Genomic DNA, 14,749 nt, shown 5'->3' with positions numbered 1-14,749 from the left:
GCGTGTTTGATATTGCAAGGTTCTCTGATGGATACGATCACTTCGGGTCACGCCGCCGCCCTCTGGGTGGGGCTGCATGTCTTCCTTATGCTGACCCTTTCGCTGCTGGTTGTGCGCCTGCGCCAGAAGCACAAGGTGGCCCTGGGCGACGAGGGCATTCCCGAACTGGCCCGCGCGATCCGCGCCTTTGGCAATGCCAGCGAATATATCCCCACCGCCCTGATGGCGATCGTCGTGCTGGCCGTGGTCGAGGCCCCGCCGCTGGCGATCCACGTGGCGGGCTTCGTGCTGTTCTCCGGCCGTCTGGTTCACGCCGTGGGCCTGTCCAACAGCGGCGGCGCCTCGATCCCGCGCGCCATTGGCATGGTGGCGACCTGGATCGCCTATATCTTCATGGGCGTGGCGCTGATGTTCTACGCCATCGCCTGATGCGGCAAGCGCGCCGCGCTTGCCCGGGGCCGTCGCCCTCGTCCATAAGACCCCATGGACGATAATCTGCTGAACGACATGGTCTCGGCCGCGCTCAAGGCCGGCGCCGATACGGCCGAGGCTGTCTTTGCCCAACGGCAATCCCTTTCCGTCAGCGTTCGCCTTGGCGAGCTGGAAGAAGTCGAGCGCGAGGAGGCCCGGGATCTGGGCCTGCGCGTCTTCGTCGGCAATCGCAGCGCCACGGTTTCCGGTTCGGACATCTCCAGCGAGGCCCGCGCCAAGCTGATCGAACGCGCCGTGGCCATGGCCCGCCTGGCCCCCGAAGACCCCTATGCCAGCCTGGCCCCGCGCGAGCGCCTGGCCAGGGGGCCATTCCCCGACCTCGACCTGATCGACGTCTATGAGCCCACCGCCGAGGCGCTGGAGGGCCAGGCCCGCCTGGCCGAGGACGCCGCGCGCTCGGTCGACGGCGTGACCAATTCCGATGGCGGCTCTGCCAGCTGGAGCTCGGCCTCCTGGCGGCTGGTCACCAGCGACGGCTTCTCCGGTAGCCACGCCGCCACCGGCCACTCGCTGTCCTGCTCGGCCATCGCCGGCGAGGGCGCGGGCATGGAGCGTGGCGGCGAAGGCCGTTCAGCCCGTCACTTCGCTGACCTGCCCGGCGCGGGCGATATTGGTCACGAGGCCGGGCGCTCTGCCGTGGCCCGCCTCAACGCCCGGAAAATCGCCTCGACCACCGCCCCGGTGATCTTCGAGAATCGCCTGGCCATGTCGCTGATCGGCCCGTTGCTGGGCGCCATCTCGGGCCCGTCGATCGCCCGCGGTTCCTCGTTCCTGAAGGACAGGCTGAACCAGCAGGTGTTTGCCAGAGGCGTCAGCCTGGTTGAGGATCCGCACCGCGTGCGCGGCCTGGGCTCCGCGCCCTTTGACGACGAGGGCGTGCCCACCGTGCGCCGCGCCCTGATCGACGACGGCATGCTGACCACCTGGCTGCTCAATACCAGCAGCGCCCGGCAGCTGGGCCTGGAAACCACCGGCCACGCCTCGCGCGGCCTAGCGGGACCATCCGGCGTCTCGACCAGCAACCTGACCCTTTCGACCGGCACGCGCGACCAGGCAGGCCTGATGGCCGACGCCGGAACGGGCCTGCTGGTCACCTCGATGTTTGGCCCCTCCCTGAACGGCAATACCGGCGACTGGTCCGTGGGCTGTTCGGGCCTGTGGTTCGAGAACGGCGAGATCACCGGTCCCGTCACCGAGATCACCGTGGCCGGCAACCTGATCGACATCTATGCCCGTCTGATCCCCGGCTCGGACCTGGAGATGCGCGGCGCCAACAACGCGCCATCCATCCTGGTCGACGGGCTGGCGATCGCCGGCAAATGACCGATCTGGACCTGATCCTCGACGCTGCGCGCGAAGCGGGCGAACTGGCCCTCAAGGCCCGGGCCGGTGGTCTGAAGATCTGGTCCAAGGAAGGTGGCTCGCCGGTCACCGACGCCGACCTGGCGGTCGATACCCTGCTGAAGGATCGCCTGCGCGCCGCCCGGCCCGACTATGGCTGGCTGTCGGAGGAAACGATCGACGACCCGGCCCGCCTGACCACGACGCGCCAGTTTGTGGTCGATCCGATCGACGGCACCGCCGCCTTCATGAAGGACAAGCCTTGGTTCGCCGTCTCGATCGCCGTGGTCGAGAATGGCAAGCCGGTCGCGGGCGTGGTCCATGCCCCGGCCCTGAGCGAGACCTATGCCGCCATGGCCGGCGGCGGGGCCACCTTGAACGGCGCGCCGATCACCCCCAGCCTGACGGCCACCCTCGACGGCGCGGCCATGCTGGGCGACGCCAAGATGTTCGCCTATCCGGGCTGGCGCACGCCCTGGCCGCCGATGCGCATCGAGGCCCGCAACTCGATCGCCTACCGCATCTGCCTGGTGGCCGCCGGCGCGTTCGACGCCGCCATCGCTCTGTCACCCAAGAGCGAGTGGGATGTGGCCGCCGCCGACCTGATCCGGGCTGAGACCGGTGCCTGGCTGACGGACCACAAAGGTCAGGGTTTCAGCTATAATCGCCCTATTCCGCTGGTTCCGAGCCTGGTTTGCGCCAATGCGGCGCTTGCGCCATTGATCCTTAACCGTGTCGGGCATATCGACCTTCCCTAACGACAATTCCTCGCAGGAACGTGCCCCATCATGCCCGACAAGCAGCTTCTCCATCTCGTCATCGGCGGTGAACTGAAGGATGTCTCCGACATCGAGTTCCGCGATCTCTCCCAGGTCGAGTTTGTCGGGGCCTATGCCACCTATAGCGACGCCCACAAGGCCTGGAAGGCCAAGGCCCAGGCCACGGTCGACAATGCCCACGCGCGCTATTTCATCATCCACGCCCACAAGCTGATGGATCCGAGCCTGGGTTGATTTCAGATCCTCCCCCTCTGGGGGAGGTGTCGGCAAAGCCGACGGAGGGGGAATAGACGGCACACGCGTTGCGGTCTTCCCCCACCGGCCTGCGGCCGCCTCCCCCGTCAGGGGGAGGATGGGCCCCTACTCCCGACGCAGCAGCTTGTCGGTCAGCAGCTTCCCCAGCATCCCGGCCCGGAAGGTCTTTTTCATCGCCACGGGATCGTAGTCGTCGCTCTCGACCCAGTCGGTGAAGCTCAGACCCTTGGGCTCGCCGCGCTCCAGATACTGCTCGAAGACATAGTCCAGAACGCCGGTGTTGCCGGCCCTGATGTGGAGATAGCGCGGCGACAGCTCCTTCATCGCCTCGCGGATCGGCAGGCCAAGGCGATAGTGGGCATAGAGCACACTCATGATCCCGGCCCGGTCAGCGCCCGACTTGCAGTGGATCAGGGCCGGATATTCGAGCGTTTCGAATAAGAGTTTGGCCCCGCGCACCCGCTCGCGAATCGGGACCTCTCGCGACGTGATGGTGAAATCGACCAGGTTCAGGCCCAGCCGCTGGCAGGCGTCCTTTTCGAGGGCGTAGAAGCTGCCGTCGAAACCGCCGCGCAGATTGACGATGGTCTTGATGCCCCGCTTCTTCCACCAGGCCAGCTGGAACGGCCATGGCTGATTGGCGCGCACCAGCTCCGGGCTGACCCAGTGGGCGTTGGAGAAGCCGACCCGCAGATAGGCGTGGTCGTTCCACATGTAGTGGAGATAGGTGCGCAACCGCCCCCAGCGGGTGGAAAGGTCGAATCCGGCCAAGTGGCGATCCCCTCAAAGTCCGCGCCTAGGTAGGATGGACCGCCGCCAATTGCAAAACGTAGGCGGATTTTCCGCGCCTGGTGATGCGCCCGCGTCCTTGACAGCCCGCCCGTGACATCCGACCCCTCGCCCATGACTGACGCCGCCCCGCCGCAAGCGACCAACCGCGCCCTCGCGATGCGGATCTGGCGCGACTATCTGCAGCCGCGCTGGAAGGGCCTGAGCGTCTCGATGGTCAGCGCCGCCATCGTGGCCGGGCTGAGCGCCCAGCTGACGCGGATGATCCAGCCCGCCGTGGACCAGTTGATCACCAACCCGCGCCCCGGCGCGATCCTGGCCATTCCCGCCGCCATCGCCGTGATCGCCATCCTGCGCGGCCTGTTCCAGGTGCTGCAGGCGACCTTCATCAACCGGATCGGCAATGGCGTGGTCGGCGACGTGCAGGTGCAGCTGTTCGGCAAGCTGGTGCGCTCGGACCTGGCCCGGCTGCGCGCCGCCCATTCGGGCTCCTATGTCTCATCCGTGCTGTACGACGCCAGCCTGATCCGCGAAGCGGCGACCAGCGGCGTCGTCAACTACACCCGCGAGTTCCTGACCGTGATCGGGGCCCTGGCGGTGATGTTCAGCCTCGACCCGCTCCTGGCCGCCGGGGTGCTGGTGATCGCCCCGGTCGCCAGCCTGATCATGCGGCAATTTTCGAGAAAGACGACCAAGGCCGCAAAGGGGGCCATGGGCGAGACCTCCAACCTGTCGACCGCGATCATGGAGAGCCTGGACGGGGTCAAGATCGTCAAGATGGAGAACCGCGAGGCTTATGAGGAGGCCCGCGTCGCCGCCGTGGTCGACCGCCGCCAGCATCACCTGATCAAGGGCTCCAACGCCCGGGCCATGGCCGCGCCGGCCACCGAGACCTTCACCACCCTGATCACCGCCGGGGTCTTCGTCTATGCCGGCTGGCGGGCCACGACCGGCGACATCACCGCCGGCGCCTTCTTCGCCTTCCTCAGCGCCCTGCTGATGGCCGCCCAGTCCCTGCGCCAGGTCGCCAATCTGCAGACGGTGTTCAGCGAGGGCCTGACCGCCGCCCGCCGGCTGTTCGAGGCCCTGGACGTCGCCCCAACCATCATCGATCCCGCCGACGCCCGCCCCCTGCCGCCCGGCGACAGCGCCATCGCCCTGAAGGGCGTGAGCTTCTCCTATGGCGGCGACATCCCGGCCCTGACGGATGTGTCGCTGCAGGCCCGGCGCGGCGAGACGGTTGCCCTGGTCGGTCCGTCCGGCGGCGGCAAGAGCTCGATCCTCAACCTGATCCCGCGCTTCTACGATGTGACCGCCGGCGCGGTGACCATCGACGGCCACGACGTGCGCTCGGTGACCCTGGCCTCCCTGCGCGACCGCATCGCCCTGGTCACCCAGGAGCCCTTCCTGTTCGACGACACCATCCGCGCCAATATCGCCTATGCCCGGCCCGAGGCGACCGACGCGCAGATCATCGCCGCCGCCCAGCAGGCCGCGGCCCATGACTTCATCAGCGCCCTGCCCGACGGCTATGACACCGGCGTCGGCGAGGCCGGAGCGCGGTTGTCGGGCGGCCAGCGCCAGCGCATCGCCATCGCCCGCGCCTTCCTGAAGGACGCCCCGATCCTGCTGCTGGACGAGGCGACCAGCGCGCTCGATACCGAGAGCGAGGCCCAGGTCCAGATCGCCCTGGAGCGGCTGATGGCCGGCCGCGCCACCATCCTGATCGCCCACCGCCTGTCGACCGTGAAGGGCGCCGACCGCATCTATGTGATCGACAGGGGGCAGGTGATCGAGACCGGAACCCACGCCGAACTGGTGCGCGCCAAGGGGCTCTATGCCCGCCTCGCCAAGGCCCAGGACCTGGACCATGCGCCGGAGGACGCCGCGTGAGGCCCCTGCGCTCGCCGTGGGTGATGAGCCTGCTGGTCAATCTGATGTCGGGCTATCTGGCCCTGACCTATCGCACCCTGCGCTGGACGCGAGAGGGTCAGCAGATCGCGACCGACGTCCAGGCCAGGGCTCTCGCGCAGCGCTCCGGCGTGATCCTGGCCCTGTGGCACTCTCGCGTTCCCGTCGGCCCGGCGACCTGGCCGCAAGGCGCCGACAAGCCTGAGATCCGGGTTCTGGTCAGCCAGTCGCGGGACGGCGAATTCATCGCCCGGGTCATCGCCCGTCTGGGTCTGCCCTCGATTCGCGGCTCGTCTCTGAAGAAGACCGACACCGCCAAGAACAAGGGCGGCGAGCAGGCCTTCCGCGACATGGTCAAGTGGGTGAAGGACGGCGGGGCCATGGCCATCACGCCCGACGGCCCGCGCGGTCCGGTCGAGGTGCTGCAGAAGGGCGCCGTGGCCCTGGCCCGGGTCAGCGGCGCGCCGGTGCTGTTCGTCGGCGTGGCCATGAAGCCCTGCCTGCGTCTGGGCACCTGGGACCGCACGATCATCCCCCTGCCCTTCGCCCGAGCGGCCATGGTCTGGGACGGGCCGGCCACCGCCGGCCGCGAGGACGATCCTGACGCCCTGGCCGAGGCCTGGGGCCAGCGTCTGTCGGCCGTGTCGCGCCGGGCCGAACAGATCGTCGGCGAAACGGACGGGGCGCCGGTCCGCCATTGATCCAGCCCGTCCATGGTGGGATGTAGGGCCATGCCGCACGACCATTCGGGCCACGCTCACGATCACCATGATCACGCTCATGGACATGACCACGCTCACGACCACGGGCATGGCCATTCGCACGGGCACGGCCATCACCATCACGTCCCCAAGGACTTCGGCCGCGCCTTCGCCATCGGCACCGCGCTGAACCTTGGCTTTGTGCTGGTCGAGTTCGCGGCGGGCCTCTTTACGCACTCGCTGGCCCTGCTGGCCGACGCCGGTCACAATCTGTCGGACGTTCTGGGCCTGATCCTGGCTTGGGGGGCGGCGACCCTGGCCAAGCGCGCGCCGAGCGGTCGCCACACCTATGGCCTGCGCAAGGGCACGGTACTGGCCTCGCTGGCCAATGCCGCCCTGCTGCTGGCCGCCACCGGCGCCATCGCCTGGGAAGCCATTCGCCGCTTTGCCGCCCCGACCCCGGTCGAGAGCGGCCCGGTGATGATCGTCGCGGCCATAGGCATCGTGATCAACACCGCCACCGCCCTGATGTTCATGCGCGGCTCCAAGGACGACCTGAACGCCCGCGGCGCCTTCCTGCACATGGCCTCCGACGCCGCTGTGTCGGCCGGGGTGGTGCTTGCCGCCCTGCTGATGATGCTGACCGGCTGGCTGTGGATCGACTCGGTGACCAGCCTGCTGATCGTCGCCGTGATCGTCCTGGGCACCTGGGGCCTGCTGCGCGACTCGCTGGACATGGCCCTGGACGCCGCTCCCCGCGGCATCGACCCCGCCAAGGTCCGCGACTGGCTGGCCGCCCGTCCCGGCGTTGTCGAGGTGCACGACCTGCACATCTGGGCGATGAGCACGACCGAGACGGCCATGACCGCCCACGTGGTCCGCCCCGCCGGCGAGGATCACGACGAATTCCTGCACGAGGTCTGCGCGGCGCTGAACAGCCAGTTCAAGATCGGTCATGCCACCGTGCAGATCGAGCACAGCGCCGGCGCTCATGCCTGCCGCCTGGCGCCAGCGGACGTGGTGTGAGCCTTCCGCTCTCACTCGCCCTCTACCGCGTCGCCACGACGGCGCTGGAGCCCTTCGCGCCGCTGCTGCTGAAGCGCCGGGCCGCCACGGGCAAGGAAGATCCGGCCCGCCTGCACGAGCGCCTGGCCCGGCCAGCACTGCCACGCCCGCCAGGTCGGCTGGTCTGGCTGCACGGCGCCAGCGTCGGCGAGAGCCTGTCGATCCTGCCGCTGGTGGAACGCCTGCGGGCCGAGCGGCCGGACGCAGCCCTGCTGGTGACGTCTGGCACCGTGACCTCGGCGCAACTTCTGGCCCAGCGGCTGCCCAAGGGCGTGATCCACCAGTTCGCGCCGGTCGATACGCCCGGCGGGGCCGAGCGGTTCATCGGCCACTGGCGGCCCGACCTGGCCGTCTTCGTCGAGAGCGAGCTGTGGCCCAACCTGCTGCTGGCCGCCAAGGCGGCCGGGACGCGGCTGGCCCTGGTCTCGGCCAAGCTGTCGGACAAGAGCTTCGACGGCTGGAAGACGAGGCCGTTCGCGGCCCACCGGCTGTTTTCCGGCTTCGACCTGATCCTGGCCCAGGACGGCCGGGCCGCCGGCCGCTTCGCCAGCCTGGGCGGGACCGTGTCCGGCGAGGCCGACCTGAAGTTCGGGGCCGCGCCTCTGCCGGCTGACGACGCCGAGCTGGCCCGCCTGAAGACGGCGCTCGAAGGCCAGCCCCTGGTGCTGGCCGCCAGCACCCATCCGGGCGAGGACGAGATCGTGCTGGACGCCTTCGCCGCCCTGCCGGGTCAGGCGCGTCTGGTCATAGTGCCCCGCCATGTCGAGCGCGGCCCGGCCATCGTCGAGATGGCGAGAACGCGCGGCCTGGCCGCCAACCTGCGGAGCGCCGATCCCCATGCGGCGCCGGCTCAGGTGTTGGTCGCCGACACCCTGGGCGAACTGGGCCTGTGGTTCCGGCTGGCCGACCTGGCCCTGGTGGCCGGCAGTCTGGTTCCCGGCATAGGCGGCCATAATCCGCTGGAGCCGGCGCGGCTGTCCTGTCCGATCCTTTCGGGTCCGCATGTCGAGAACTGGCTGACGGCCTTTGCCGAGCTGTCCGCCATCGACGGCATGGCCCTGGCCGACGAGAGCGTGCTCGCCGAACGCCTGGCCGCCGCCCTGGCCGATCCCGCCGCCGGCAAGCTCCGGGCCCAGCGCGCGGCGGCCTTTGTCGAGACCCGCGACGGCGAGGCCCGCGCCGGCCTGACCCGCATCATCGAGCTTGTCCCATGAAGCTGTCGACGCCCCGCTGGTGGTACGTGAAGTCCGGCGCACCTTCGCCGGTCACCCGCGCCCTGCTGACCCCGTTGTCGTGGATCTGGGCTGCCGCCACCGCCCGACGCATCGCCAAGGGTCCGGGCAGCGAGATCGGCGCGGCGGTGATCTGCGTCGGCAATGTCACAGTGGGCGGAACGGGCAAGACGCCCATAGTCCGCGAACTGCTGCTGACCCTGAGCCAGCGCGGCCTTCAGGCCCACGGCCTGGCCCGGGGTCATGGCGGCAAGGACAAGGGCCCGACCCGGGTCGACAGCGCGCGCCACACCGCCCTGGATGTCGGCGACGAGCCGCTGATGCTGGCCCAGGACTTTCCGATGTGGATCGCCAGAGACCGGGTGGCCGGAGCCCGCGCCGCTTCGGCCGCCGGGGCCCAGGCGATCGTCATGGACGACGGCCACCAGAATCCGGACGTCCGCAAGGCGCTGTCGCTGATCGTGGTCGATGGCGAGACGCGGAACGACGAGTGGCCGTTCGGTGATGGCAAGGTGTTCCCGGCCGGGCCGATGCGCGAGCCGCTGAAGGTCGGACTGGCCCGGGCCGACGCCGTGGTGCTGCTGCTGCCCGCCGACCTGCCCGCCGGCGATCCGGCCCTGCTGGCCCTGTTCGGCGACAAGCCGGTGCTGGTTGCCCGGCTGGAACCGGTCGGCCGTCCGCCGCAGGGTCCCCAGCTGGGGTTCGCCGGGGTGGGCAAGCCGTGGAAGGTCGAGCGCGCCCTGCTGGCCGCCGGCTGCAAGCTGGTCGACTTCGCGCCGTTCCCCGATCATGGGGTCTATGACGAAGGCACATTGAAGATGCTGGCCGACCGCGCCGCGCTGTTCGACGCCGGTCTGGTCACCACCGAAAAGGACTGGGTGCGACTGTCGCCCGCCTGGCGCGCCAAGGTCACGCCGTGGCCGGTGCGGGCCAGGTTCGAGGACGAGGCGGCGTTGGCGGCCGTGCTGGCGAAGGCGGGTCTGTAGGTAGGAAGATCCCCCCCCCTGAAGGGGGAGGCGGCCGTCAGGCCGGCGGGGGAAGACGCCGCCGAGGCAGCAGCACTTCCCCCTCCGATCGCTTCGCGATCTCCTCCCCCTTCAGGGGCAGGACTTGATCAGCCTACTTCACCACAGCCCCGCCCTTGATCACCGACGTCACGCTCTGCAGCACGGTCACGTCCGTGAGCGGGTCGCCCTTCACCGCGATCAGGTCGGCGGCCTTGCCGGGGGCCAGCGAGCCGATCTCGGCCGAGAGGTCGAAGTGGGCGGCGGCGTTGACGGTGGCGGTCTGGATGGCTTCCAGCGGGGTCAGGCCGGCCTTGACCAGCAGGGCGAACTCGCCGGCATTGTCGCCGTGGGCCGAGACGCCGCTATCGGTGCCGAAGGCGATCTTGACGCCGCCCTCGTGGGCCCGGCGGGCCATGGCCAGCATCTTGGGACCGGCGTCCAGCGCCTTGGCGGTCTGGGCGGGGGTCAGGAAGTTCTTGGGACCCGAGGCCACCCGATAGACGAAATCGCCCGCCATCAGGGTCGGCACCAGATAGCCGCCGTTCTTCTTGAACAGGGCGATGCTCTCATTGTCGAGATAGGTGCCGTGCTCAATGGAGTCGCCGCCGGCTTTCAGGAAGGCGTTGATGCCGTCGACGCCGTGGGCGTGGGCGGTGACCTTGCGGCCCATGCGGTGGGCGGCGTCGACGATGGCTTCCAGCTCGGCGCCCGAAAACTGCTGGGCCAGGCCCGCCGCCGTATTGGAGAGCACCCCGCCGGTAGCGGTGATCTTGATGATGTCAGCCCCGCGCCAGACCTGCTCGCGCACGGCCCGGCGACAATCGTCAGCGCCCGAGCACACCGAGCCCGGCCGCAGGGCGTGCATGACCTCTTCGCTGAAGCCGTTGACGTCGCCGTGGCCGCCATGGATCGACACCGCCGAGCCTGAGGCCAGGATGCGCGGCCCGATCACGTCGCCGCGCTTGACCGCCCCCCGCAGCGCGAAGACCGCCGCGTTGTCGGCGCCCAGATCGGCCACGGTGGTGAAGCCGGCCATCAGGGTCTTGCGCGCAAAGCCGGCCCCGACCATCGCCTGGTCGGCCGACGACTGGGTGACCTCTTCCAGCCGCGCATTGGGGTTCTGCTCGCCGGTCAGATGGACGTGGCTGTCGATCAGGCCCGGCAGGACGAAGCTGTCCTTCAGGTCCACGACCCTGCCGCCGGGTTCGGAGACATAGCCGTCGACGATGCGGACGACCTTGCCGCCATCAAGCACCAGGGTCTTGGCGGTTTCGACCTTGCCGGTGGCCGGATCGGCCAGCAGCTTGCCGGCCTGGACGAACAGGGTTTCGGCGCAGGCGGCGCCAGACAGCGCCCCGGTCACAGCCAGGGCGCAGACGCCCGCGAACAGTTGACGCATCAAGGTCTCAGGCCCCCGCCTTCTGTGCAAAGGTCCAGGCCCCCCTGGCCAGAACCGGCACACGCGCTTCCATTGTCTGCGCATGGGCGCTGGCGGCGGTGCCATCGCGAACGCGGCCGACGATGCCCTGGCAGATGCCGGCCAGTCTGAAGAGGTTGTAGCTGAAGTACCAGTCCAGATTGGGCAGGCCGTCGCGGCCGGTGGCCTTGCAGTAGCGGGCCACGGCCTGCTCGATGGTCGGCACGCCATAGGCTTCCAGGTCCTCGACATCGGACAGGCCGCCGCGCTGGTCGGACGGCATCACCCAGTTCATCAGGAAGTAGCTGAAATCGGCCAGCGGATTGCCCAGCGTCGACAGCTCCCAGTCCAGCACCGCCACGACCTTGGGCTCAGTGGCGTGCAGGATCATGTTGTCGAGGCGATAGTCGCCGTGCACGATCGAGGTGCGATCATCCTCCGGGGCCGTGGTCGGCAGCCAGGCCATCAGCCTGTTCATGTCCTCGAGGTTCGAGGTCTCCGAGGCCTTGTACTGCTTGGTCCAGCGGTCGATCTGGCGCGAGAAATAGTTGCCCGGCTTGCCATAGTCCGCCAGGCCCACGGCGGCGTAATCCACATTGTGCAGGGCGGCCAGGGTGTCGATCTCGGCTTCATAGATCGCCCGGCGCTCGGCCGGCTGATAGTCGGGCAAGGTGCCGTCCCACAGGATGCGGCCCTCCACATTGTCCATCACGTAGAAGATCGTGCCCAGCACGTCCTCGTCCATGCACAGGGCGTAGGCCTTGGCGACCGGGAAGTGGGCCTTGTTCAGGCCCGAGATCACCTTGAACTCGCGGTCCACCGCGTGGGCGCTGGGCAAGAGCTTGCCCGGCGGCTTGCGGCGCAGGACGTATTTCTTCGTCGGGGTGACCAGCTGATAGGTCGGGTTGGACTGGCCACCCTTGAACTGGCGCACCTCCAGCGGACCTGTGAAGCCCTCGACATGGGCCGCAAGCCAGGCGGCCAGCTTGCCCTCGTCGATCGCATGGCGCGGATCGACCGGCTTGGTGCCCGAATTCAGATCCTGGGCGGACTCGGCTTCAGCCATGCGATTTCTCCCCAACGCTTGTTTGAACGGGAGTTTAGAGGGTGGGGCGCGGGGTGCAAGCATCGATCCTCCCCCTGAAGGGGGAGGCGGCCGTCAGGCCGGTGGGGGAAGACCCCGCCGAGCCAGCAGCACTTCCCCCTCCGTCGCCTGCGGCGACACCTCCCCCGCTAGGGGGAGGACTTCAGAGCGCCCGCCAGCCGATATCGCGGCGATAGAACCCGCCCGGCAGGCTGATGGTCTCGATCGCCGCATAGGCCGCCTCGCGCGCCTCAAGCAGGGTCGCCCCCAGGGCGCAGACGTTCAGCACCCGGCCGCCGGCCGCCACCAGTCGCCCTTCGAACTCGCGTGATGTACCGGCGTGGAAGACCACGACCCCGGCGCCGAAATCAGCATCGGCGCCCTGGATCCGGCCGCCGGTCACCGGCGCGTCGGGGTAGCCTTCAGCCGCCAGCACCACGCAGATCGCCGCCTCGTCGCGCCACACCGGCTTGGCCGCCCCGGCCAGTTCGCCCTTGGCGGCGGCCAGCAACAGCGGCACGAGATCGCTTTGCAGGCGCAGCATCAGGGTCTGGCATTCGGGATCGCCGAAGCGGGCATTGTATTCGACCAGCTTGGGCCCGGTCGGCGTCAGCATCAGGCCGGCATACAGCACGCCCACATAGGGATTGCCCTCGGCGGCCATGCCCCGGACGGTGGGCTCGATCAGCTCGATCCAGGCCTGGCGGACCAGGGCGTCGGTCAGGACGGGCGGCGGCGAATAGGTGCCCATGCCGCCAGTATTGGGGCCTTCGTCGCCGTCATAGGCGCGCTTGTGATCCTGGGCGGCGCCGAACAGCATCGCCGTCTTGCCGTCGCAGATCGCGAACAGCGAGGCTTCCTCGCCGTGCATGAATTCCTCGATCACCACCCGCGCCCCGGCCGTGCCGAACCGGCCGCCCAGCATATCGAGCACGGCGGCGTCGGCCTGGACCCGGTCGGCGGCGATGACCACGCCCTTGCCGGCCGCCAGGCCGTCGGCCTTGATCACGAAGGGGGCGGCCAGCGTATCCAGGAAGGCGCCGGCCGAGGCGGCGTCGGTGAACACGCCATAGGCCGCCGTCGGCAGGTCGTGGCGGGCGCAGAAGTCCTTGGTGAAGGCCTTAGAGGTCTCCAGCCGCGCGGCCCGCTGGCTGCCGCCGAAACAGGGGATGCCGACTTCGGCCAGACGGTCGGCCAGGCCAACCTCCAGCGCCGATTCCGGGCCGACCACCACCAGATCGGCGGCGATCTCCTGGGCCAGGGCGACCAGCCCCTCGACGTCCAGCACCTTGACCGCGCACAGCTGCGCGACCGCCGCCATGCCCGGATTGCCGGGCGCGGCCACAAGGCGTCCGCACAGCGGCGATTGCGCGATCTTCCAGGCCAGGGCGTGCTCGCGCCCGCCCGACCCGACGAGGAGGATGTTCAGCTTTTCCATGAGGCCGGGGTGTGGAACCAGAGGGCGGCGGGGTCAAGGCGCCCCGCGCACGGGTTCGCATCCTCGCCGGTTTGAGCGGCAAGTGTGGGGAGGCGGCGGAGCGTCCGGGCCAGGCCCGGATGGGGTTGTCGTGGAGTACCGTTTCGGCCGTGGCCGGAGCGCTCCGCGCGGTTGTTGGTCAGGAGCATCGCCGGGCTGGCGGGGTTTTAACCCGCTCCGGTAGCTAGGCCCCTGGCGGGCGGAAGGGATAGCGACCCCTCCGGACCGCGCGGGCGATTTCAGTCCGCGCCTGGAGTGCTCGCCGCCGTCGCCGAAGGGGTGTCCCGCGAGGCTGGGGCCCGGTCCGGAGCGCCCGCCTCCCCGATGAGGGGCTAGCCACGCTCCGCCGACCAGACCCGAGCGGGTCCTTCGACAACGGTCAGGCGAGCACGACCCGCACAACCACCCCCGCCACCCGTCAGGTCGCCAGCTGGACGGCCTCCCCAGTGGCGGGACGAGGATGATTATGCGGGAGGTTTGCGGGGGGCTGCGTCGATTTTGGATCGTGACGCTGGGTGGGGCGGTCAGGGCGTTGATTTCGTTGGGGGCGGGGGGCGGTTATACCCGAGCGGGCACGGGGATAGAGGCCGGCGCACGGAACCCCTCTCTCTTTGAGAGAGGGCGGGGCCCGCCGCGAAGCGGTGGGAGGGTGAGAGGTTACACCCTGTCCGAACGAAGCACCGCCAGGATGTCCTCCGACACGCCGCCGGGGTCGGCCAGCACCCGCGCGTTAGGAAACCTCATCACAACATAGCCATACAGCTCCAGCGTCTGGGTGCGACGCTCGTCATAGTCCTCGCGCCCCTCATGGGCCGCGCCGTCCAGCTCCACGATCACCTTGGCCGCTTCGCAGACGAAGTCCGCGAAGTATCGATCAATCGCGACCTGCCGCAGAAACCTGAACCCGCCCAGGCGGCGGTTACGGACAAGGGTCCAGAGCGTCTTCTCGGCCAGGGTCTGGTTGCGGCGAAGGCGACGGGCGTTGGCGGTCTTGTCCATGGGCAGAGCATGGCCTTGGGCGCCCTGCGCGCTCAACGACAGGAATCGAGATTTCTCCGGCCGGCGGTGAAACCTCTCACCCTCCCACCGCCTGCGGCGGCGGGCCCCTCCCTCTCTCAAAAAGAGAGGGGTTCCGTGCGCGCCGCCTCCGCGCCGGAGGGAGCCATCCTTACATCTCACGGCGAGACGATCGCCGGTCT

General features: G+C 69.2%; 14 protein-coding genes. 9 read left to right on the top strand and 5 right to left on the bottom strand.

Annotated features, from left to right (window positions below; genetic code table 11):
• Positions 1–27 precede the first annotated feature (27 nt).
• The 4 genes from ACN2C8_RS01230 to ACN2C8_RS01215 are packed head-to-tail and all read left to right on the top strand — an operon-like array spanning position 28 to position 2,846.
• The gene (locus ACN2C8_RS01230; protein WP_419253991.1) at positions 28–429 is read left to right on the top strand and encodes an MAPEG family protein; all 402 of its coding nucleotides are present in this window, start codon (positions 28–30) and stop codon (positions 427–429) included.
• 54 nt (positions 430–483) lie between these two features.
• Positions 484–1,815, top strand: a complete 1,332-nt coding sequence (locus ACN2C8_RS01225; RefSeq protein WP_419253990.1) for a TldD/PmbA family protein — start codon at positions 484–486, stop codon at positions 1,813–1,815.
• Complete coding sequence (locus ACN2C8_RS01220; protein ID WP_419253989.1) at positions 1,812–2,591, top strand: 3'(2'),5'-bisphosphate nucleotidase CysQ; 780 nt, start codon at positions 1,812–1,814, stop codon at positions 2,589–2,591. Before ACN2C8_RS01225 ends, ACN2C8_RS01220 begins: the two co-directional genes overlap by 4 nt.
• 30 nt (positions 2,592–2,621) lie before the next feature.
• Positions 2,622–2,846 (top strand): DUF4170 domain-containing protein, encoded by a 225-nt coding sequence (locus ACN2C8_RS01215; RefSeq protein WP_419253988.1) that lies wholly within the window; start codon positions 2,622–2,624, stop codon positions 2,844–2,846.
• A gap of 126 nt (positions 2,847–2,972) precedes the next feature.
• Here ACN2C8_RS01215 and ACN2C8_RS01210 read toward each other — a convergent pair whose 3' ends face one another.
• Positions 2,973–3,638, bottom strand: a complete 666-nt coding sequence (locus tag ACN2C8_RS01210; RefSeq protein WP_419253987.1) for a fused DSP-PTPase phosphatase/NAD kinase-like protein — start codon at positions 3,636–3,638, stop codon at positions 2,973–2,975.
• Between the two features lie 132 nt (positions 3,639–3,770).
• On the opposite strand from ACN2C8_RS01210, the gene ACN2C8_RS01205 reads away from it, so the two are divergent.
• The 5 genes from ACN2C8_RS01205 to lpxK are packed head-to-tail and all read left to right on the top strand — an operon-like array spanning position 3,771 to position 9,551.
• On the top strand, positions 3,771–5,549 hold the full coding sequence (locus ACN2C8_RS01205) for an ABC transporter ATP-binding protein (protein WP_419253986.1): 1,779 nt from the start codon (positions 3,771–3,773) through the stop codon (positions 5,547–5,549).
• Entirely contained in the window at positions 5,546–6,268 is a 723-nt protein-coding gene (locus tag ACN2C8_RS01200; RefSeq protein ID WP_419253985.1) for a lysophospholipid acyltransferase family protein, read from the top strand. Before ACN2C8_RS01205 ends, ACN2C8_RS01200 begins: the two co-directional genes overlap by 4 nt.
• 30 nt (positions 6,269–6,298) lie before the next feature.
• Positions 6,299–7,294, top strand: coding sequence for a cation diffusion facilitator family transporter (locus ACN2C8_RS01195; RefSeq protein WP_419253984.1), 996 nt, complete (start codon positions 6,299–6,301; stop codon positions 7,292–7,294).
• Positions 7,291–8,547 (top strand): 3-deoxy-D-manno-octulosonic acid transferase, encoded by a 1,257-nt coding sequence (locus ACN2C8_RS01190; protein WP_419253983.1) that lies wholly within the window; start codon positions 7,291–7,293, stop codon positions 8,545–8,547. The genes ACN2C8_RS01195 and ACN2C8_RS01190 overlap by 4 nt, the downstream gene beginning before the upstream one ends.
• Positions 8,544–9,551, top strand: coding sequence for a tetraacyldisaccharide 4'-kinase (gene lpxK / locus ACN2C8_RS01185; protein WP_419253982.1), 1,008 nt, complete (start codon positions 8,544–8,546; stop codon positions 9,549–9,551). Before ACN2C8_RS01190 ends, lpxK begins: the two co-directional genes overlap by 4 nt.
• A 133-nt stretch (positions 9,552–9,684) precedes the next feature.
• Here lpxK and ACN2C8_RS01180 read toward each other — a convergent pair whose 3' ends face one another.
• The 4 genes from ACN2C8_RS01180 to ACN2C8_RS01165 form a co-directional block, all read right to left on the bottom strand.
• Positions 9,685–10,974 carry an amidohydrolase family protein gene (locus ACN2C8_RS01180; protein WP_419253981.1) on the bottom strand — a complete coding sequence of 430 codons (1,290 nt, stop codon included), beginning with the start codon at positions 10,972–10,974 and terminating at the stop codon, positions 9,685–9,687.
• A 4-nt stretch (positions 10,975–10,978) separates the two neighbouring features.
• The gene (locus ACN2C8_RS01175) at positions 10,979–12,055 is read right to left on the bottom strand and encodes a phosphotransferase family protein (RefSeq protein WP_419253980.1); all 1,077 of its coding nucleotides are present in this window, start codon (positions 12,053–12,055) and stop codon (positions 10,979–10,981) included.
• Positions 12,056–12,236: 181 nt separating this feature from the next.
• On the bottom strand, positions 12,237–13,511 hold the full coding sequence (purD, locus tag ACN2C8_RS01170) for a phosphoribosylamine--glycine ligase (protein WP_419253979.1): 1,275 nt from the start codon (positions 13,509–13,511) through the stop codon (positions 12,237–12,239).
• 696 nt (positions 13,512–14,207) lie between these two features.
• On the bottom strand, positions 14,208–14,549 hold the full coding sequence (locus ACN2C8_RS01165) for an endonuclease domain-containing protein (RefSeq protein ID WP_419253978.1): 342 nt from the start codon (positions 14,547–14,549) through the stop codon (positions 14,208–14,210).
• Positions 14,550–14,749 lie beyond the last annotated feature (200 nt).

The organism is Caulobacter sp. ErkDOM-C (assembly GCF_048541825.1).
Taxonomy (GTDB): domain Bacteria; phylum Pseudomonadota; class Alphaproteobacteria; order Caulobacterales; family Caulobacteraceae; genus Caulobacter.
This window is presented reverse-complemented; position numbering and strand designations above follow the sequence as displayed.